Below are 18,986 nucleotides of genomic sequence, written 5' to 3' on the forward strand. Positions count from 1 at the left end.
CGATCCGCCGCGCGCTGTTGCTGGCCTTGCTGGGCGTGCTGTCGTTGCTGATGCTGGCCGCAGCCGGTTTCAGTTATCGTGCCGGCCTGCAGGAAGCTGGCGAGATGTTCGATGCGCGTCTGGTGCAATCGGCGCGCGTGCTGCTGTCGCTGGTGGACCAACCTCTGGGCGATCTGCCGCAAGGCGAGCCGATCGTGATCCGTGGGTGGCACGGGCAGGCGCAAGGCGTGGGCGAGGCGCTGGCGTTCAAGGACGGCCATGCCTACGAAACCAAACTGGCATTTCAGGTGCGCAACGCGGCCGGTGCGCTGGTCCTGCGCTCGGACAGCGCGCCGGCGCAACCGATGGCGCCGTTGCGTGCCGGCTACGCGGACGTGCAACTGGCCGATGGCCAATGGCGCACCTTTACGCTGCGCTCGCCGGGTGGGCGCTGGTTTCAGTCGGCCGAACGCGCCGACATCCGTCAGGAGCTTGCCGAAGACATCGCGCTGGGAACCTTGGTGCCGCTGGTGATGGCCCTGCCGTTGATGGGGCTGTTGATCTGGGCTGTGGTGAACTGGGCCACACGCTCGCTGGTGCGTGTCTCCGACGAGATCGGCGAGCGTGATCCCAGGCGCCTGCAGCCACTGCAACCGCAGCATATGCCGCGCGAGGTGCACGGGCTGGTGCGCGCAGTCAACGGGTTGATGGACCGTGTGCAGGCCGGGCTGGAGCGCGAACGTCGCTTCATCGCCGATGCTGCGCATGAACTGCGTACGCCGATTGCCGCGCTGAAAGTGCATGCGGCCAATCTGCGCCTGGCGGCCGACGCGCAGGAACGCGATGAATCGCAACAGCAACTCGACGCCAACGTGCTCCGCATCGAACGCATGGTCGCGCAGCTGCTGGCCTTGAGCAGGGTGGAAGCGGTGGCCGCGCTGCCGCGGCGCAGCGTGAGCCTGGACACCTTGGTGCGAAGCGAGTCCGAAGACGTGCTGGCAGTTGCAATGCAGCGACAGCAGACCGTGGAACTGGCCCTGCAACCGGTCCTGGTGGTTGCCGAGGAAACCGCACTCTCGCTGCTGCTGCGCAACCTGCTGGAAAACGCCGTGCGCTACACACCGGTGGGTGGCCGCATCCGGGTCAGCACGCAATGCGCACCGCTACCGACCCTGGTCGTGGAAGATTCCGGCCCTGGCATCCCCGAGGGCGCGCGCGTGCGCGTCTTCCACCGCTTCCATCGGGAGCTGGGCACCGGTGTGGAAGGCAGCGGGCTGGGCCTGTCGATCGTGCACGACATTGCCGTGGCCCATGCGGCGCGCGTACAGCTGGATGACGCACCTACGCTGGGCGGCTTGCGCGTCAGCGTGCACTTTGCCGGCAACGCGACGGGCTGAAGGGCGATCCGTGGGGCGAGGCTGCCGACGCACCTGCGCAGACTTTTTGACATAGATTCTAATTACGCGTGTAATCGATAAAAATTACGGATGTAATCGCATGTCGATCAGTGACGCCGAAGCGGTGGTGATGCAGGTGCTCTGGGATGCGGCGCCACGCAGCGCCGACGACGTGGTCGCCGCGCTGGCAGGCCACAGCGACTGGGCCGAGCCCACCGTCAAGACCTTGCTCAACCGCCTGCTTGGCAAGGGCGCCATCCGCGCGGTCAAACAAGGGCGACGCTATCTCTATTCGCCGGTGCTGGCGCGCGAGCAGTGGGTACAGCAACAGAGCGAGGGATTGCTGCAGCGCCTGTTCGGCGGACGGGTGGCGCCACTGGTGGCGCACTTCAGCGAGCGCGAAAAACTCAGCGCATCCGATATCGCGGAACTGAAACAACTGCTCAAGGAGCTGGACGATGAACCCTGAGGCCTGGGTCCTGTTGTCGCGCACAACGCTGTACACCACCGCTGCGCTGCTGGTCTGCCTGCTCCTGCGTCGCCCGCTGCGCAAGCGGTCGGGTGCCGGCGCGGCGTATGCGATCTGGTCCTGCGTCCCGCTGGCGCTGGTGGCGGCCTTGTTGCCCGGCCCGTCTCTGGGCATCACAGTGCCGGGATTTCCGGCGCTGACCGCCATGCCGGCGCTCTCCAGCGTGCATGGCGAAGGTCGTGCGTGGGCAGCATGGCTGGCAGCAGCGTGGCTGGGCGGCGCGGTGGTGATGGCGATCGGATTGTGGACGCGGCAACGGCGTTTCATGCGCAGCCTGGGGCCGTTGCACCGGCTCGACGACCGGCTCTGGTCGGCCGCGTGCGATGCCGGTCTTCCTGCATCGTTGGGACTCTGGCGTCCGCGCATCGTGGTGCCGGCGGATTTCAGTGCGCGTTACAACGCCGATGAGCGCGCCCTGATCCTGGCGCACGAGCGCATGCATTTGCGCCGCGGCGACCTGCACGCCAACCTGCTGGCGGCGTTGATGCTCTGCATCGGCTGGTTCAACCCGCTGATGCATCTGGGCTGGAGTGCGTTCCGGCTGGACCAGGAGCTGGCCTGCGATGCGGCCGTGCTGGCGCAACATCCGGGCAAGCGCCGCAGTTACGCCACCGCCATGCTCAAGACTCAGCTTGGAGGCGACTTTACGCCGCTCGCCTGTCATTGGGCTGCATCGCATCCGTTGACGCAGCGGATCGCGGCGCTGCGCGGTTCCCCTATCGCTGCCGGACGTGCGCGCTGGCGCGTGGCAATGGTCCTGCTGCTGGCGGCGGGGGTCAGCACCGCCGCCTGGGCCCTGCAGCCGGCACGCATTGCGTTAGCGGCACAACCGGCGCTGGCGGCCGGCAATGCGGTGGATTTCGCCACGATGCAGCCGCCGAGGTATCCGACAGCCGCGTTTGACGGCGGTATCGAAGGCTTTGTCGAACTGCAGATCGACATCGACCCTGGCGGCGTGCCGCAGCACATCGACATTGTGCAGAGCAGGCCGGCCGGCGTGTTCGATCAAGCGGTGCTGGAGGCAGCACGCCAGTGGCGGCTGAAACCTGCCTATGTACATGGCAAGCCGATTGCTTCCACGGTGCGCGTGCCGGTGAAGTTCGAAATGGATGCGCCGGAGCAAACGGGAACCGATGCCGATGCCGCCGCCGCGCGCTCGGAGGCGCCAGCGTCCAACCGCCTTGCCGGTTGTGCTTCAGCGGGCTGTGCAAGGCGGGAGAGGCCGTGATGCAATCCAGCGCAACCAGCAAAACGACTGCACAACTGTCTGGCGGGCGCGCCGGGTGTCCGGGATTGGCATGTGCCGCGCATACTCGCCGGTTTCTGCGCGCTGGCCACGCCCACCCGACAACTGCTCGCCACGTGTTGTCGGCCGTCCTTGCGCCGACCTGCGCCGCAATCCTGGCGCTGTCGCTTGGCGCATGTGCAACGCAAGGGGGGCAGGAACAGCAGCGCAGCCAGCGCGAAGATTCGGTGGACCAGCGCATGCTGAGCGCGCAACCGGGTGGCAATGGTGGCGGCTCCATCCAGTCTTACACGTTGGCGCCAGCACAGCGCTTCCGCATGCCGCGCGCGCTGCGCAGCGATGCGCCGGTGCTGCCGGCCGATTCGCCGCGGCAGAGCTTGCCGCCGACCACCGTGTGCGCGCATGTGATCCTGACCGCCGACGGCGCGGTACAGCGCGTCGACCCCATGTCCGATCGCGACGAATGTGCGGCCGGTCTGTTGCCGGACAATGCCGATCTGGTGCAGTCGGTGCGCACCACGGTGCAGCAATGGCAGTTCGTTCCGGCCGCGCTGTGTACGTTTTCCGCAGGCGTGGCGCAGCCGGCCGCGCTGGACGATTGCAGCGGCGCCATCAGCCAGCAGCCGGTACCGGTGACGCTGTCGTTCGCGTTCACCTTCGAAGTGCGGCAAGGCAAGGTCAGCGTGCGTACCGGCAAGGTGGCGCGTTGAGCGCGCGCATCGCGGCGATCAGAGCATGTCGGGTGCGAACAGGTGCCGCCGCGAGACTTCGTCGCCGGACAGCATGAAGCGGCCATCGCCGCGGTAGTGCACCGTCCTGGGAAGCGCAGGCCGCTTGGCCACTTGCGCGTTCACCACTTCCCAGACAAAGAGCGCGTGGCGGTTGATCTGCCGGCCGTCGTACAGGCAGCATTCGAAACTGGCGTAGCACTCGGCAATGGCCGGCGCTGCGACCCGTTGGCCGGGCACGGCGGTCAGCCCGAAGTGGTCGAACTTGTCGATCTGTGCACCGCTGCTGTTGCCGATGCCGATCACGGTGTCGAGCAGCTCGGCCGTCGGCAGGTTGATCACGCATTGCCTGCTGCGCCGGACCAGTTCGAAACTGTGGTTACCGGGGGCGATGCAGCACGCGATCAGCGAGGGCGAAAACTCCAGCACCATATGCCAGCCCATGGTCATGATGTCGCGCTGGCCCTTGTGGGCCGAGCTGACCAGCACCACCGGCCCCGGTTCCAGGAAGCGGCGCGCCTGCTCCACCGGGAATACATGTTTTCGATACTGTTTCATGGACACACCAGCTGGTTGAATGCGGTGATCGACAGTGCCGATGCGCTCATTCCAGCACATGCACGCTATCGGCGATGCGCTGCACCTCGTCGGGATTGTGGCTGACATACAGCATCGGCAGGCGGATCTCGTCGCGCACGCGTTGCAGGTAGGGAATCAGTTCTTCGCGGCGCGCCTGATCCAGTGCCGACAAGGGCTCATCGAACAACAGGATCGCCGGTTGCGACAACAAGGCGCGGCCGATCGCCACGCGCTGCGCTTCGCCCCCGGACAGATTGCGCGGCCGGCGTTGCAGCAACGGCCCAATCCCCAACAGCGCCACCACGTCGTCGAAACCGAATGGCGCCGTGCCGCGCGCATGCCGGCCGTAACGCAGATTGCGGCGCACATCCAGATGCGGGAACAGCCGCGCATCCTGGAACACGTAGCCGATCCTGCGCTTGTGCGTGGGCAGGTTGATGCCTTGCCGGGCGTCGTACAGGCAGCGCCCGTCGATGCGGATATGCCCGGCCTGTGGCTGCACCAGCCCGGCGATGGCATTGAGCACCGTGGTCTTGCCCGCACCGGAAGGACCGACCAGGGCCACCACCCGCGCCTGGTCCTGGATGTGGAGATGCCGCTGGAAATTGCCGCGCTGCAGCTGCAGGTCGATATCGAGCATCAGCCGTCCTCGCGCGGATGCGGCCTGCGCACCAGCCACTCGGACAGCATCAGCGCCGCCAGCGAGATTGCCAACGCAACGCCGGCCAGCCGCCACACGCCCGATTCCATGCCCGGTACCTGCATCAGCCCGTAGATGGCCGACGACAAGGTCTGGGTTTCGCCAGGAATATTGGACACGAAGGTGATGGTCGCGCCGAATTCGCCCAAGGCCTTGGCGAACGCCAGCACCATGCCGGCGACCAGGCCCGGCCAGGCCAGCGGCAAGGTGATGCTGAAGAACACCCGCCATGGGCCCGCACCGAGCGTGGCGGCGGCTGCTTCAAGACGGCGATCGGTCGCTTCGATGGACAGGCGGATCGCGCGCACCATCAACGGAAATCCCATCACCGCGCATGCCAGCGCTGCGCCGGTCCAGCGGAACGCGAACTGGATACCGAGATGTTCCAGCAACCAGCTGCCGACCGGCCCCTGCGTGCCCAGCACCACCAGCAGCGCGTAGCCGGTCACCACCGGCGGCATCACCAGTGGCAGATGCAGCAGGGCGTCCAGCAGCGCCTTGCCCGGAAAGCGCCGCCGCGCCAGCAGCCAGCCGCAGGCGATGCCCGGCGGCAGGCTGGCGATGGCCGCAACGATGGCGACCTTGAGACTCAGGCCGATCGCGGTCAGCTCCTGCGGGGTGAACATCGACAACGGTGCGCCTCAATCCTGCAACGAAAAACCACGGCGAACGAAGATCGCCCTGGCCGGCTTGCTGCCCAGCCATTGCACGAACGCGGCCTTGCCGGCATTGCTGCTGTTCTTCAACGCAGCCACCGGATACACGATGGCTGCGTGGCTATCGGCGGGGAAGGTGGCGACCACGCGGACCTTGGGTTCGGCGCGCGCATCCGAGCCGTATACGATGCCCAGCGGCGCTTCGCCGCGCGAGACCAGCATCAATGCGGCGCGCACGCTTTCCGACTCGGCCAAGCGATTGCTTACTCCATCCCACTGACCGAGTTTGCGCAGCGCTGCGGCGGCATACTTGCCGGCCGGCACGCTGTTGGTCTGGCCAACCGCCAACCGACCGCTGTCGCCGAGCGCCTTGGCAATCGCGCCGGGCTGGCGCGCATCCACGCGCAGCTTGCTGGTGGCCGGGGCGATCAACACCAGGGTATTGCCGAGCAGGTTGCGGCGCTGCGCCGGCACGACCAGGCCGCGTTGCTGCAGATAGTCCATCCATTCCAGGTCGGCCGAAAAGAACACGTCTGCCGGTGCGCCTTGCTCGATCTGGCGCGCCAGTGCTGAGCTGGCGGCGTAGGAGACGCGCACCGGCGTGCCGGTCGCCTTTTCGTAAGCGGCCGCGGCCTCGTCCATGGATTCCTTCAGGCTTGCTGCAGCAAACACCGTCACTGGCGCGGTCTGCGCAGTGGCCAGGACGGGCAGGGCAAGCATCAGCACGCAGAACGCGCGCTGCCAAAAACCGATCGTGCGCATGGGAAGCTCCAGCAAGGTCAGGCAGCGATCATAGCGGCTGCGCGTCATGCGCCGCGTGGTGGCGACACTGGCGCGTCAGCCAAGCACGCCGTCGCAGCGGCCGGCCTGCAGATTGGTCTGCAATGCCGGCCGGATCAGCCTGGGCTCGGGCAGCGTGGCATCGCGGGCCTGGCGCTGCGCCACGAATGCATCGATCTCCACGCCGTCGCGCACGTGGATATTGCTGCGCCGCTGCTCGCCGATGCTGGTCTGGTACGCCACCTCACGGCCGCCCGGGCCGTAGTCATGACAGACGAACACACGCGTGTCCGCCGGCAGCGCGTACATGCGCTGGATCGAGGCGAACAGCTGCCGTGCATCGCCGCCGGGGAAATCGCAGCGCGCGGTGCCGGCGTCCGGCATGAACAACGAATCGCCGGGGAACAGCGCATCGCCGATCAGGTACGCGATGCTGTCGCTGGTATGCCCGGGCACCGCAATGACACGTACCTGCAGCGTGCCAAGCTCGAAACGCTCCTCATCGGCGAACAGGTGATCGAACTGCGAGCCGTCGGCACGGAAGTCGTCCGGTAACGCACAACGTGGCGCAAGCGTCTGCTGCACATCGCGGATACCGTCACCGATGCCGATGCGTGCCTGTGGCCAGTGCTGCTTCAGCCACTGCGCGGCAGACAGGTGATCGGCATGCGCATGGGTTTCCAGCAACCACTGCACCTGCCAGCGGTGGTGGGCGACGGCATCGACAATGGCTTGCGCGGCGCGCGTGCCGACCTTGCCGGTGTCGGCCGCATAGTCCAGCGCCGGATCGATCACCGCTGCCGCCCCGGTCGCCGCGTCGGCGACCACATAGGTGAAGGTGTTGCTGTCGGCGTGAAAGAACGCAAGCACCTCGGGCTGCATCGGCGTCTCCATCTCAGGGCGCGGCCAGCGCCGCATTGAGCACGGCGGCCAGTCGGTCGCCAGCCTCGCGCAATTGGGTCTCGGCAAGCGGACGATAGGTCGCGATGTAGTCGTCCGGCAATACGTGCTTGCTCGGATAGACGCCGGGCGTGACCGCGATCTTGCAGGAGGCCTGCGCCCATGCCGCAGCCGGCGGTGGCAGCACCGGCGATGTCGCAGCGGTCGCCGGCAACGCCAGCAGGCGTTGTAGATACGCATCGTCATCAAGATGGCGGTCGTTGAGCATACCGCTGTCCCACAGCGCATGCAGGTTGCTGCCCTTGCCGGCGACCTGCAGCTGGAATTCATTGCCGCCCTTGTCGTGCGCGTAGCCGGCATGCATCGGCTGATGGATGTCGCCGACAAAATGCACCACGAACTTCAGGGCCTGCCGGCGCACGTCCAGCGGCTGGCTACGGTCGGCGAGCAGCGCGGTCTGCCGGTCGAGCGCGGCAATCACGCAGTTGCCGTCCGGGCAGTCGCGCGGCGGCGCATACGTGCAGTCATGCTCGCCAAGATTGACGTAGTGCCAGGGCCCGGAGCGCTTGCCCAGCTCCGGGTCGTGCTCGCGCAGCTCGTCGGCCCAGCTGGCGACACCGGCCAATGTCGGGTTGGTTTCGCCCTTGAGCAGTTGCGCCACCTGCGCTTGCGCCTGCGGGCTCAGTTCGGTCTCGGCAATGCGCGCCACCAGGCGGTGGCCTTGCGGCCCCCAGGCGAACGCGCTGATGGGCTGGAGGGCCGCGACCACGGTTGCGGCAAGAAGGAGGGTGCGATGAGAGAAGGTCTTCATCCGGCAATTGTACGCATCGGTCCGGGACGGTTTGATGGCCGTCCCCGGGCGAAGCACAGCCACGGCTCAGCGTGGCGTCTGCGGCATGCTCAGAAGTACACCAGGTACGACACGCCATAGGTCAGCGGATCGATCCGCGCCTTGCCCAGCCGGCTGCCATTGAAGTCGACGTTGCTGCGCGAATTCGTCCAGCGCGCATCCACCCGCAGGCCGCTGCGATCGTTGAAGATGAAGTCCACACCGACATGCGCGGTGGCGCCCACCGAGTCATCGAAGCTCAGGTCGCCATTGCCGAAGGCGTCATCGACGTCTTCACCGACAAACGTGGTGTAGTTGATGCCGACACCCACGAACGGCGACACCGTGCCGTAGCCATTGATGTGGTACTGCAACAGCACGCTCGGCGGCACCGACCAGTAGCTGCCCACCTTGCCGACACCCTCGAGCTCCAGATCGTGCTTGCCCGACACCGCGGCATGCACCTCGATGCCGAGGTTGTTGCGCAGGAAGTATTCGTAGGTGAACGACAGCGCCGGTGCGCCCTTGATCTCGGCACGCGTGCCACCGAAGCTGCCGCTGTCGGACTTGGGCGAGACATAGCCGGCGCCGTAGCCCGTGGTCCAGTGACCGGCCGATTGTGCAAGGGCGGGCGCGGCCGAGGCGGCCAGTGCGATGGCGAGGGCGGTACGGATCAGCATGCTCATGGAATCCCCGGATAGGTCGGACAGGCGGTCGACGTGACCAACCTGTCCGCAACTCCGGCGGTGGATTCACGTCCCTGGACGCCAAGTGTGCCAGAGATGCATCGCGCACGCTGCCGGGCTCAGAAGCGGTGCACGTAGGCCACGCCGTAGACCAGCGGATCGATGTTGACCGTGCCGATGCGGTTGCCGTCGAGGCGCGCTTCGGTGTCGATGTCGATCCAGCGCAGGTTTACCCGCAGCGCGCCGCGGTCGCTGAGCTTGTAGTCCACGCCCGCGTGCAGGGCCAGGCCCCAGGAATCGTCCAGTTCCAGCTCGCTGCCGGCCAGTGCGCCGCGCGTGTCGGTGCTGAAGAAACGGGTGTAGTTGATGCCCGCGCCAACGAACGGCGAGAGCCTGCCCTGGCTGTTGAAGTGGTACTGCAGCGAGATCACCGGCGGCAGATGCTTGGTGCTGCCGACACGCCCCAGGCCACGGAGCGCGATGTCGTGCTCGAACGGCAGCGCAGCCAGTACTTCGATGCCCAGGTTGTCGGCGATGAAGTATTCGGCTGTGAAGGTCGGCTTGATGTCCTTGCCGACGTCCGCCTCCAGCGTGCCGCCGACCAGGCGGCCGTTATCGGACTTGGGAGCGACCTGGTGGGCACCGACGGCAACGGTCCAGTCGCCTTTGGATTGAGCCAGTGCGGGGACGCTGGCGAAGCCGGCGGCCAGGCCGGCGAGCAGAAGGGTAGAGCGCATGCGCATGGAAACTCTCGTTGTGTGCAGGGGATGGGTGAAGTCTTGATGGTTTGCCCGCTGGATGCCTTGATCCTGATCAATCCATCCGCGCAGGGACGCTGTGGGTCATGCGCAGATACGAGCAGGGACCGGCAGCGGCAGCAGCGATCTGCGCCATGCCGGTGATCGCACCGGCGCATCGCGTCCGGTCTGCAACGCGACGTGCCTGGCGCAGGCGGCGGCGGGGGAGGAGCGCCGCCGTCTGGGTGCGCGGTGGAGCAGGCAGCGAGACGGTGGCTGCAGCGCTGGCGCACTTACTTGACCTTGGCGAGCGTGGGCGCATCCACTTCCGGCATCGCCGAGCTGTGGTGGTTGATGATCAGCCACTTGTCGTCGCGCTTTTCATACACGAAGGTGTAGCGCGCCTGCACCTTGCTCTTCTTGCCGTCCTTGTCGGTCAGCGTGAAGGTGTAGACACCGGCATCCACCGCGCTGTCGTCATCGAGCACGCGCACGGTGCGGTAGTTGACGACGCCTTGCGGCTTCTTGGTCAGGAACATCTCGAAGTACTTTTCGATCTGCGCACGCGAGGCGCGCACTTCGTTGGAGACGGTCGGCAGCAACACGCCGTCCGGCGCGTACAGGTCGGCCACCTTGTGCGGGTTGCCGGTGGCCAGCGCCGCGTTCCAGGTATCGAACAGCGCAGCGACTTCGCGCGCTTCGCCATCGGCGGGCAGCGCGGCCTTGTCGGTGTAGTGCATCACGCCGCCAGCCAGCGCCGGGGTGGCGGCAAGGGCCAGAACCAGAGAGAGAAGGGTGCGACGCATGGGGAATCTCCGTTGTGATGGATGGGTGCCTCAGCAGGCAGGGCCAGTATCGAAATCCACGGAGCGCCGAAATGCTGCTGTTCGGCATATGCCTAGATACGCCTTTCAGCGTATCGACGTCAAAAGTAAGTGATTGAATTAGATTGGATATATCGAAAAATAAGGCGTGGTTTCGATTGCCGCGTCCGTGCCGCACCTCAGATCGTCACGTGCTCTCAAGTCAGGCAGGCGTCAGCCCATACCTCATCGCTCCGGCACCGCCGGACCCATCACCTTGTCGGTTGCCGGTACCCACACAGCGTGTCCACCTTCTGATTCCCGATTCCCGATTCCCCAATCCCCAATCCCCAATCCCCAATCCCCACCACGCATGCACCAAGGCACAACGTCCTAGCGCCACATGCCGCAGCGCTTGCCGCAGCACGGCTGCACGAGTGCGACGCTGCTAGAATGGCGGTCCCTTTCCATCCGCCGCGCCATCGCGGCCGCAGGAGCTAGTGAACATGGCAATCAAGGTTGGCATCAACGGATTCGGTCGCATCGGCCGCAACGTGCTGCGCTCTGCGGTGCAGAACTTCGCCAATGACATCGAGATCGTGGCCATCAATGACCTGCTCGAGCCCGATTACCTCGCCTACATGCTGCAGTACGACTCGGTGCATGGCCGCTTCAAGGCCGATGTGTCGGTCGACGGCAACACGCTGATCGTCAACGGCAACAAGATCCGCCTGACCCAGGAACGCGACCCGGCCAACCTCAAGTGGGATGCAGTCGGCGCCGACGTGGTGATCGAGTCCACCGGTCTGTTCCTGACCAAGGAAACCGCGCAGAAGCATCTCGACGCGGGCGCCAAGAAGGTGATCCTGTCGGCACCGTCCAAGGACGACACGCCGATGTTCGTGTTCGGCGTCAACGACAACACCTACAAGGGCGAAGCGATCGTTTCCAACGCCTCGTGCACCACCAACTGCCTGGCGCCGTTGGCCAAGGTGATCAACGACAAGTGGGGCATCAAGCGCGGCCTGATGACCACCGTGCACGCGGCCACGGCGACGCAGAAGACCGTGGACGGCCCGTCGAACAAGGATTGGCGCGGTGGGCGCGGCATCCTGGAGAACATCATCCCGTCCTCCACCGGTGCCGCCAAGGCCGTGGGTGTGGTGATCCCCGAGCTCAACAAGAAGCTGACCGGCATGAGCTTCCGCGTGCCGACCTCGGACGTGTCGGTGGTCGACCTCACCGTCGAACTGGAAAAGCCGGCCACCTACGCCGAGATCTGTGCCGAAGTGAAGGCGCAGAGCGAAGGCGCCTTGAAGGGCGTGCTGGGTTACACCGAAGACAAGGTCGTGGCCACCGACTTCCGCGGCGAAACCTGCACCTCGGTGTTCGACGCCGACGCCGGCATCGCGCTGGACTCGACCTTCGTCAAGCTGGTGTCCTGGTACGACAACGAGTGGGGCTATTCCAACAAGTGCCTGGAAATGGTGCGGGTTGTCGCGAAGTAAACCTCGCGCCGCTCGGTCGAAGAACCCCGGCTGGTCCGGGGTTTTTTTATGCGTGCTGTAGCGCCTTGAAGCGTGCCGCCGGGCAGGAATGGATAGAGTGGGGCCGTGCATCCTCTGCGCGATCACGCGACGTGGCGTATGTAGTGCGCGCGATCGGTCGATGACCAGACGATCCGGGGGCGTTGCTGCTGGCGGGAGTGCCGGCTGACGACTTGGTCAGGCGCGCCGGTAGGCGGTGTCCTCGGCCCAACCACTCCAGGAGTGGCCAACAAAAACGGCTGCGTGTCCGCCCGGCGCCTTCACCCACCCGACGACCACTCGCTACGTCTGTTATGCCTGCGACTTTCGTCGGCGTGCCGAGTAGCATGATGGCGCTAGCGTCGGCCGGATGCCGACTCAGGGGCTGTGCGTTGGAAACGATGATTGTGACGGTGGTGCTGTTGCTGCTTGCGGTGCCGGTAGGGCTGGTGATCGCCCTGGTGTGGATCGCCGGGCTGCGGCGGCGCGTGGATGCGCTGGAACAGCGGCTTGCGCAATGGCAGGCCAGCGGCGCAGCAGGTGTGGGCGCGGCGGCGGTGCACAGGTCAGCGCCATCGCCTGCCGGCGCGTGGGAGCTGCAAGCGGCGTCCGACGTCGGTATGTCTGCGTCTGGTGAGCCTGAGCTGCCGCGCGCAGCAGATCTGCAAGCCGCGCCGACACCGTCGCCGGCCGCACCACTGCCAGTGCCGCCAGCATTGCCGGCAGAAGCTCCCGCATCGTCGGCGGCGCGCAGCGCAGTGCAAGCGCCGCCCCTGATCGCTGCGCCTGCCGAGTCCGAGCAGCCAGCGCACGTGCCCTCCGGGCCGGGCCCGCTGGCGCGCGTGGCCAGCGCAGCAAAGCGCTGGTTCACCGAGGGCAATGTGCCGGTCAAGGTCGGCATGCTGGTGTTGCTGGCCGGTGTGGCGTCGCTGTTGAAGTACGCCAGCGACCAGGGCTGGATGCGCATGCCGATCGAGCTGCGGCTGGCCTGCATCAGTGTGCTGGCGCTGGTTGGCCTGGTCTTCGGCTGGAAGCAACGGCTGCAGCGGCCGGGCTTTGCGCTGGCGTTGCAGGGCGGCGCCATCGGCGGCTTGCTGCTGACGGTATTCGCCGCGTTCAAGCTGTACGGGCTGCTCGGCGCGGGTCTTGCGATGGGCATCAGCGTGGTGCTGATTGCCGGCATGTGCGTGCTGGCGGTGGTGCAGGATTCGCGCACGCTGGCGGTGCTGGGTGTGCTGGCCGGCTTCCTTGCGCCGATCTGGCTGTCCACCGGCAGCGGCAATCATGTCGCGCTGTTTTCGTACTACGCGGTGCTCAATGCCGGCATCGTGGCGATCGCCTGGACGCGTCCGTGGCGGGTGCTGAACCTGCTCGGATTCGCCTTCACCTTCGGCATCGGCACGCTGTGGGGTGCGCTGCAATACGCCCCGGCGAAATTCGCCACGACCGAGCCGTTCCTGCTGTTGTTCTTCGCCATGTATGTGGCGATTCCGGTACTGCACGCGCGGCGTGGCGATGGCAGCGCGGGCAAGCTCATCGACGGCAGCCTGTTGTTCGGCACCCCGCTGGTGGCCTTCGCGTTGCAGGCGCGCCTGCTGGATGGCGAGCGCCTGCCGTTGGCGCTGTGTGCGCTGGCGGTGGCGGCGCTGTACGCGGGCCTGGCCAGCTGGTTGCTGCGACGTGCCTCCACGCGCCTGCTGGGTCAGGCGCACGCGATGCTGGCGGTCGGTTTTGCGACCCTGGCGGTGCCGCTGGCATTGTCGGCGCGCGCTACTGCCAGCGTCTTCGCGCTCGAAGGCGCCGGCTTGCTGTGGCTGGGACTGCGGCAGCAGCGTCGCATCCCGCAGTTCAGCGGGGTGGCGTTGCAGTTGCTGGCGGCGGTCGGGGTCGCCTTCGGTGTGGATGCGTGGCGCCACGACACGGTGGCCGTTGCCAACGCCACCTGCATGAGTACCTTGCTGCTTGCATTGGCCGGCTGGGCCAGTGCCTGGTTCCTGCGCGATGCAGGCCAGCCGCGCCGCGCGCTGGTGGCGTATCTGTGGGGGCTGGGCTGGTGGGCGCTGTGCGGTGTGCACGAGATCTTGCGCTTTGCCGGCGATCTGCGCAGCGAGCCGGATCTGCTGCTGGGCTTTGTCGCACTCAGCGTGTGGCTGGCAGCCGAGGTGCATCGGCGTCGCCCGGCAACGGCGCTGGTGTGGACGGCGATGTTCGGGCTGGCGCTGGCCGCGCCGTTGGCGCTGTGGCAGAGCCATGCGCATACGCAACCGTTCGCACATTGGGGGGCGCTGGCCTGGCTGGCGTTCGCCGTGGCCGGCACGCGCGCGCTGTGGTGCCTGCGCAGGCAGCACGGCGCCGGCGCGGTGGCCGCACAGTTCATCTGGTGGCTGCTGTGGCCGCTGGTGGTGTCGTTGGGCGTGTCCTGGCTGGCCGATACGTTCGTGCTGGCAAATGGCTGGCGTTGCGCCTTGCTGGCCGCGCCCTGGCTGATCGTGGCGGCAGTGGGGCTGTTGCGCTGGCCATGGCTGGCGTGGCCGCAGGGTGCCGGTTTCGATCGGGCACGCAATGCCTTGCTGGGCTGTGTGTTCGCGGTGCTGGGCATCGGTTGGTTGATCGTGCTGCTGGACCCGGTGAGCGCGGCGCCATTGCCATGGCTGCCCGTGCTCAATCCGGCCGAGCTGGCGCAACTGGCGGTGCTGGCCTTGCTGGCGCGTTGGGCTTGGTCTGCGCAGGCGCCGTTGGCCGTGCAACGCTGGCGGGTGACTGCGCTGGGCGTGTCGGGCTGGGCCTTGATCACCGGCAGCACCTTGCACAGCGTGCATCACTGGGGTGGCGTGGCGTGGGATGCCGGCTTGATCGGCGCGACCCTGTCGCAGACCAGCCTGACCATCGTGTGGAGCGTGCTGGGCGTGCTGGGCTGGGTGATCGGCTCGCGGCGCGGTCAGCGTGGACTGTGGCTGGGTGGTGCGCTGTTGATGGGCCTGGTGCTGGCCAAGCTGGTGCTGGTCGACCGCCAGCATCTGGGCAATCTGCTCGGCATCGGCTCGTTCATGGCCTATGGCCTGTTGTGCACCGTGGTGGGCTATCTGGCACCGGCGCCGCCGCGCCAGCCGGTGGCCGAAGAGCAGGCTGGCGGAGACGATGGCGTGGACAAGGATCAGGCATGAAATCGAGGCAATGGGGATGGCTGCTGTTGGTGCCGCTGCTGGCGCAGGCAGCCGATGTGCGCCAGGACTATCGTCAACAGTGGCCGCTGCAGGTAACCGGCGCGGACGCCGGCATGTATCAGCTGCGCTTGAATGCGGCGATCTATCGCACCGCCCATGACCCGGCGCTGCGCGATGTCACCGTGATCGATGCGCGTGGCGAGGAGATGCCGGCCGCGCTCTTGCCGGTGGATGCCGCGCCGGCTGCCGCGCCGCGTCGGCAACGCCTGCCCTTGTTCGCGCTGCCGGCCGGTGCGGCGCCTGCCAACGGCGATCTGCAGCTGATCGCCGAACGCGATGCCAGTGGCGCGGTGCGTCGGCTGGAAGGCCGTTTCGCCACCGGCACCGCTGCCGTTGCAGGCGCCGGTGGCAGCTGGCTGATCGATGCCAGCGCGTTGCGCGATCGTCCGCGCGCGCTGTGGCTGGACTGGGACGGCAACACGCCGGTGCAGGCCCGGCTGCGCGTGGAAGGCAGCGACGATCTGCGCGACTGGCACCTGCTCGCCGCAGATACCACCGTGATGGCGCTGGACAACCAGGCGCAGCGTCTGCGGCAGCGCCGCATCGCGTTGGACGCGGGCGCGCGCTATCTGCGCATCGTGCCGGTGTCCGGCGAGCTGCCGGCCTTGCGCGTGGTCGATGCGGAACTGGACGGCGTCTCGGCGCCGCCGCAATCGCTGTGGCTGGAATTGCCGGGCACTGCGCAGGACAAGGCAGTGGTGTATGCCTTGCCTGGGCGCTTTCCGATCACCCAGGTCGATGTCAGCGGCGGTCAGGCCGAGGCGGTCGAATGGACCGTGGCAAGCCGCGATGCCGAGGACGCACCGTGGCTGCAACGTGCCGGGCCATGGTTGGCGTATCGCCTGGGTACTGGCACCGCCGCCGCGTCGCCGCCGCAACAGCTGTCAGCGCCTGTGCGCGACCGTCAGTGGCGGTTGCTCGCCGCGCAAGGGCGCAGCACTGCGATGCCAACGCTGCGTGTGGGCTACCAGCCGGAGCGGATGATGTTCCTCGCCCAGGGGCAGCCGCCGTATGCGGTGGTCGCCGGCAGCGCGCGGCAGCAACGTGGCGATGCGCCGCTGGCCTCGATGCTGCAGGCACTGCGCCGCGAACGCGGAGCGCAATGGCAACCGGCGCAGGCCAACATCGCCGCGCAGGCACAGCCGCTGGCCGGCGATGCCGCGCTGCAGCCGGCCGCCACACCACGCGACTGGAAGCGCTGGTTGCTATGGGCGCTGCTGGTCGGCGGCGCCTTGCTGGTCGGTGGTTTCGCAGTGAGCCTGCTGCGCAATTCGGCGACCGACCGCAGCCCCTGAGGACCCGCGCGCCCCACCGTGGTTTGCCGCTGCGGCGCGAAGGTCCGACAATGGGCATCCCCCGTCGCCAAGGCAGCCGCATTGCCCGTCGTCTTCGACCGAGCATCCCCCGCATCGCCAGCCGTATGGGCAGCGACATGCGCGGCAGGCAAGCTGCAATCTCCGCGACCTGCACGCGGGCGCAACGCCAGCGTGCAACGGCTGCGCCAAGCCATCCATCCGCGCAGCGCCCAGTCATCGGCGCCACGTCTACCGGCTGCTTTTTCGATTCCCCAATCCCGATTCCCCAATCCCCAGACCTAGCGAGCTGACCCCATGTCCATCGTCCGCATGACCGACCTCGATCTCTCCGGCAAGCGCGTGCTGATCCGCCAGGATCTCAACGTGCCTATCGACAACGGCCAGATCACCTCCGAGCAGCGCATCACCGCGTCGGTGCCCACCATCAAGCTGGCGCTGGAAAAGGGCGCCGCAGTGATGGTCACCTCGCACCTGGGCCGGCCCAAGGAAGGCAGCTGGAGCGAAGAAGATTCGCTGGCGCCGGTGGCCGCGCGCCTGACTGCGCTGCTGGGCGTGGACGTGCCGCTGGTGCGCGACTGGGTCGACGGCGTGGACGTCGCGCCGGGCCAGGTGGTGCTGCTGGAGAACTGCCGCATGAATGTCGGCGAGGGCAAGGACGACGAGGCGCTGTCACGCAAGTACGCGGCGCTGTGCGATGTGTTCGTCATGGACGCCTTCGGCACCGCGCATCGCGCGCAGGCCTCCACGCATGGGGTGATTCGCTTTGCGCCAGTGGCTGCCGGTGGTCCGCTGTTGATGGCCGAACTCGATGCGCTGGCCAAGGCGCTGGATAATCCGGCCAAGCCGCTGCTGGCGATCGTGGCCGGCAGCAAGGTGTCCACCAAGCTGGAGCTGTTGTCCAACCTGGTCAACAAGGTCGACCAGCTGATCGTCGGCGGCGGCATCGCCAACACCTTCATTGCCGCAGCCGGGCATGGCGTCGGCAAGTCCCTGAGCGAGCCGGATCTGATTCCCACCGCCAATCAGATCGTCGCCGATGCGAAGCTGCGCGGTGCGGAGATTCCGTTGCCCACCGATGTGGTCGTTGCCAAGCAGTTCCTGCCCGATGCCGAAGCGACGGTGAAGGCGCTCGACGCCGTGGAGGCCGACGACCTGATTCTGGACATCGGCCCGCAGACCGCCGCGCGCTACGCCGAGCTGATCGCCAGCGCCGGCACCGTGGTGTGGAACGGGCCGGTCGGCGTATTCGAGTTCGAGCCCTTCAGTCATGGCACCGAGACGCTGGCGCGTGCGATCGCCAGCTCCAAGGCGTTCTCGATCGCCGGTGGCGGCGACACCCTGGCGGCCGTGGACAAGTACGACATCGCCAAGGACGTCACCTACATCTCCACCGGCGGCGGCGCCTTCCTGGAATTCCTGGAAGGCAAGACCTTGCCGGCGGTGGCGGCGCTCGAGGCACGCGGCAAGTGAGTGCAGCCACGCTGTTCTTCGATCTGGACGGCACCCTGGTCGATTCGGAGCCGGGCATTGTCGCCAGCATCGTGCACGCCTTCGACGCGGTGGGCCAGCCGCGTCCGTCGCCGCAGACCCTGCGCGCGTGGATCGGCCCGCCGCTGCGCGACAGCTTCACCGACTGCTTTCCCGACGATCCGGAGCTGGTGCAGCGCGCACTGGCGGCGTATCGCGGGCGTTACGACGCGGTCGGCTGGACCGAACTGAGCGTGTTCGACGGTATCGGTGAGGTCGTCGTCGACCTGCACCGCGCCGGCCATCGCCTGGCGGTGGTGACCTCCAAGAACGAGCGTTACGCGCGCCGCATCGTCGAGCATCTGCCGTTCGGGGCCTGCTTCGAGAACGTGATCGGGGCCAGCGAAGACGGCGAACGCCGCTTCAAGCCGGACCTGATCGCCGAAGCGCTGCGGCGGCTGGACATCGCCAAGACCGGTTGCGTGATGATCGGCGACCGTCGGATGGACATCGATGGCGCCAACCACCACGGCATCCACAGCATCGGCGTGTTGTGGGGATTCGGCGACGAAGCCGAGCTGCGTGCCGCCGGTGCCGGCGCGATCGCGCACACGCCTGCCGGGTTGCGCGCCTTGATCCAGTCGTAGGAGTGACAAACAGAGCAGCTGCGCGCATCGCCAGGCGAGCGCAGCCGGCGCTCGTCGTTGGGTGGCGGCACGCGGATGCGGTGAGGGTCTTGCAGCATCCGCGCTGCGACGACCGCTCGCCGTCATCTGACCGCTGCTGCAACCCGTAGGACCTTCACCGCTGCCGCGTTAGGGTGGCAGCCCACAGCAACATCCCGCGACGCGCCAGCGCGCTGCGGAAAGCGTACGTACTGTCCCGCACTGTCTTTAGGACATGC

18 protein-coding genes and 1 other RNA gene are annotated in these 18,986 nt (G+C 67.1%); 10 read left to right on the plus strand and 9 right to left on the minus strand.

What is annotated here, in order from left to right; all coding sequences use genetic code 11:
* The first annotated feature begins 14 nt into the window (after positions 1–14).
* The 5 genes from ABQ137_RS10625 to ABQ137_RS10645 all read left to right on the plus strand — a co-directional run bounded on the left by ABQ137_RS10625 (position 15) and on the right by ABQ137_RS10645 (position 3,861).
* Positions 15–1,376 carry an ATP-binding protein gene (locus ABQ137_RS10625; protein ID WP_024938154.1) on the plus strand — a complete coding sequence of 454 codons (1,362 nt, stop codon included), beginning with the start codon at positions 15–17 and terminating at the stop codon, positions 1,374–1,376.
* A gap of 100 nt (positions 1,377–1,476) precedes the next feature.
* A complete protein-coding gene (locus ABQ137_RS10630) occupies positions 1,477–1,845 on the plus strand; it encodes a BlaI/MecI/CopY family transcriptional regulator (protein ID WP_349782400.1) in 369 nt (122 codons plus the stop codon).
* The gene (locus ABQ137_RS10635; RefSeq protein ID WP_349782402.1) at positions 1,835–3,133 is read left to right on the plus strand and encodes a TonB family protein; all 1,299 of its coding nucleotides are present in this window, start codon (positions 1,835–1,837) and stop codon (positions 3,131–3,133) included. The genes ABQ137_RS10630 and ABQ137_RS10635 overlap by 11 nt, the downstream gene beginning before the upstream one ends.
* A 70-nt stretch (positions 3,134–3,203) precedes the next feature.
* A non-coding RNA gene (locus ABQ137_RS10640) (sX9 sRNA) lies at positions 3,204–3,279 on the plus strand.
* Positions 3,268–3,861, plus strand: coding sequence for a hypothetical protein (locus ABQ137_RS10645; RefSeq protein WP_503021213.1), 594 nt, complete (start codon positions 3,268–3,270; stop codon positions 3,859–3,861). The genes ABQ137_RS10640 and ABQ137_RS10645 overlap by 12 nt, the downstream gene beginning before the upstream one ends.
* Before the next feature lie 18 nt (positions 3,862–3,879).
* Here ABQ137_RS10645 and ABQ137_RS10650 read toward each other — a convergent pair whose 3' ends face one another.
* From ABQ137_RS10650 to ABQ137_RS10690, 9 genes are all read right to left on the minus strand, one after another.
* Positions 3,880–4,437 carry a flavin reductase family protein gene (locus ABQ137_RS10650; RefSeq protein ID WP_349782404.1) on the minus strand — a complete coding sequence of 186 codons (558 nt, stop codon included), beginning with the start codon at positions 4,435–4,437 and terminating at the stop codon, positions 3,880–3,882.
* A gap of 46 nt (positions 4,438–4,483) precedes the next feature.
* Entirely contained in the window at positions 4,484–5,098 is a 615-nt protein-coding gene (gene modC / locus ABQ137_RS10655; RefSeq protein ID WP_016902262.1) for a molybdenum ABC transporter ATP-binding protein, read from the minus strand.
* Positions 5,098–5,784, minus strand: coding sequence for a molybdate ABC transporter permease subunit (gene modB, locus ABQ137_RS10660; protein ID WP_349782957.1), 687 nt, complete (start codon positions 5,782–5,784; stop codon positions 5,098–5,100). The genes modC and modB overlap by 1 nt, the downstream gene beginning before the upstream one ends.
* Before the next feature lie 15 nt (positions 5,785–5,799).
* The gene (gene modA / locus ABQ137_RS10665) at positions 5,800–6,576 is read right to left on the minus strand and encodes a molybdate ABC transporter substrate-binding protein (RefSeq protein ID WP_349782406.1); all 777 of its coding nucleotides are present in this window, start codon (positions 6,574–6,576) and stop codon (positions 5,800–5,802) included.
* A 75-nt stretch (positions 6,577–6,651) separates the two neighbouring features.
* Positions 6,652–7,476 carry an MBL fold metallo-hydrolase gene (locus ABQ137_RS10670; RefSeq protein WP_349782408.1) on the minus strand — a complete coding sequence of 275 codons (825 nt, stop codon included), beginning with the start codon at positions 7,474–7,476 and terminating at the stop codon, positions 6,652–6,654.
* A 13-nt stretch (positions 7,477–7,489) separates the two neighbouring features.
* Complete coding sequence (locus tag ABQ137_RS10675; RefSeq protein WP_349782410.1) at positions 7,490–8,305, minus strand: S1/P1 nuclease; 816 nt, start codon at positions 8,303–8,305, stop codon at positions 7,490–7,492.
* Positions 8,306–8,394: 89 nt separating this feature from the next.
* Positions 8,395–9,009 carry an OmpW/AlkL family protein gene (locus ABQ137_RS10680; RefSeq protein WP_024938162.1) on the minus strand — a complete coding sequence of 205 codons (615 nt, stop codon included), beginning with the start codon at positions 9,007–9,009 and terminating at the stop codon, positions 8,395–8,397.
* Between the two features lie 119 nt (positions 9,010–9,128).
* Positions 9,129–9,752, minus strand: a complete 624-nt coding sequence (locus ABQ137_RS10685; protein ID WP_046344068.1) for an OmpW/AlkL family protein — start codon at positions 9,750–9,752, stop codon at positions 9,129–9,131.
* A gap of 287 nt (positions 9,753–10,039) precedes the next feature.
* Complete coding sequence (locus ABQ137_RS10690; RefSeq protein ID WP_102251397.1) at positions 10,040–10,552, minus strand: SgcJ/EcaC family oxidoreductase; 513 nt, start codon at positions 10,550–10,552, stop codon at positions 10,040–10,042.
* A gap of 503 nt (positions 10,553–11,055) precedes the next feature.
* Here ABQ137_RS10690 and gap point away from each other — a divergent pair.
* From gap to ABQ137_RS10715, 5 genes are all read left to right on the plus strand, one after another.
* Entirely contained in the window at positions 11,056–12,057 is a 1,002-nt protein-coding gene (gap, locus tag ABQ137_RS10695; RefSeq protein ID WP_024938165.1) for a type I glyceraldehyde-3-phosphate dehydrogenase, read from the plus strand.
* A 419-nt stretch (positions 12,058–12,476) separates the two neighbouring features.
* Positions 12,477–15,239, plus strand: a complete 2,763-nt coding sequence (locus ABQ137_RS10700) for a DUF2339 domain-containing protein (protein ID WP_503021217.1) — start codon at positions 12,477–12,479, stop codon at positions 15,237–15,239.
* A complete protein-coding gene (locus tag ABQ137_RS10705; protein ID WP_184608653.1) occupies positions 15,236–16,594 on the plus strand; it encodes a DUF3999 domain-containing protein in 1,359 nt (452 codons plus the stop codon). The genes ABQ137_RS10700 and ABQ137_RS10705 overlap by 4 nt, the downstream gene beginning before the upstream one ends.
* A gap of 315 nt (positions 16,595–16,909) precedes the next feature.
* Positions 16,910–18,085 (plus strand): phosphoglycerate kinase, encoded by a 1,176-nt coding sequence (locus tag ABQ137_RS10710; protein ID WP_184608655.1) that lies wholly within the window; start codon positions 16,910–16,912, stop codon positions 18,083–18,085.
* Positions 18,082–18,729, plus strand: coding sequence for an HAD family hydrolase (locus ABQ137_RS10715; RefSeq protein ID WP_054592162.1), 648 nt, complete (start codon positions 18,082–18,084; stop codon positions 18,727–18,729). Before ABQ137_RS10710 ends, ABQ137_RS10715 begins: the two co-directional genes overlap by 4 nt.
* Positions 18,730–18,986 lie beyond the last annotated feature (257 nt).

Source organism: Xanthomonas sp. WHRI 8393 (assembly GCF_040203315.1).
GTDB classification, from domain to species: domain Bacteria; phylum Pseudomonadota; class Gammaproteobacteria; order Xanthomonadales; family Xanthomonadaceae; genus Xanthomonas; species Xanthomonas arboricola.

Coding starts and splice junctions, on each gene's coding strand:
- ABQ137_RS10710 (WP_184608655.1), top strand. CDS start 16,910: ATGTCCATCGTCCGCATGACCGACCTCGATCTCTCCGGCAAGCGCGTG.
- ABQ137_RS10705 (WP_184608653.1), top strand. CDS start 15,236: ATGAAATCGAGGCAATGGGGATGGCTGCTGTTGGTGCCGCTGCTGGCG.
- modA (WP_349782406.1), bottom strand. CDS start 6,576: ATGCGCACGATCGGTTTTTGGCAGCGCGCGTTCTGCGTGCTGATGCTT.
- ABQ137_RS10690 (WP_102251397.1), bottom strand. CDS start 10,552: ATGCGTCGCACCCTTCTCTCTCTGGTTCTGGCCCTTGCCGCCACCCCG.
- modC (WP_016902262.1), bottom strand. CDS start 5,098: ATGCTCGATATCGACCTGCAGCTGCAGCGCGGCAATTTCCAGCGGCAT.
- ABQ137_RS10680 (WP_024938162.1), bottom strand. CDS start 9,009: ATGAGCATGCTGATCCGTACCGCCCTCGCCATCGCACTGGCCGCCTCG.
- ABQ137_RS10700 (WP_503021217.1), top strand. CDS start 12,477: ATGATTGTGACGGTGGTGCTGTTGCTGCTTGCGGTGCCGGTAGGGCTG.
- ABQ137_RS10670 (WP_349782408.1), bottom strand. CDS start 7,476: ATGCAGCCCGAGGTGCTTGCGTTCTTTCACGCCGACAGCAACACCTTC.
- gap (WP_024938165.1), top strand. CDS start 11,056: ATGGCAATCAAGGTTGGCATCAACGGATTCGGTCGCATCGGCCGCAAC.
- ABQ137_RS10685 (WP_046344068.1), bottom strand. CDS start 9,752: ATGCGCATGCGCTCTACCCTTCTGCTCGCCGGCCTGGCCGCCGGCTTC.
- ABQ137_RS10675 (WP_349782410.1), bottom strand. CDS start 8,305: ATGAAGACCTTCTCTCATCGCACCCTCCTTCTTGCCGCAACCGTGGTC.
- modB (WP_349782957.1), bottom strand. CDS start 5,784: ATGTTCACCCCGCAGGAGCTGACCGCGATCGGCCTGAGTCTCAAGGTC.
- ABQ137_RS10630 (WP_349782400.1), top strand. CDS start 1,477: ATGTCGATCAGTGACGCCGAAGCGGTGGTGATGCAGGTGCTCTGGGAT.
- ABQ137_RS10635 (WP_349782402.1), top strand. CDS start 1,835: ATGAACCCTGAGGCCTGGGTCCTGTTGTCGCGCACAACGCTGTACACC.
- ABQ137_RS10650 (WP_349782404.1), bottom strand. CDS start 4,437: ATGAAACAGTATCGAAAACATGTATTCCCGGTGGAGCAGGCGCGCCGC.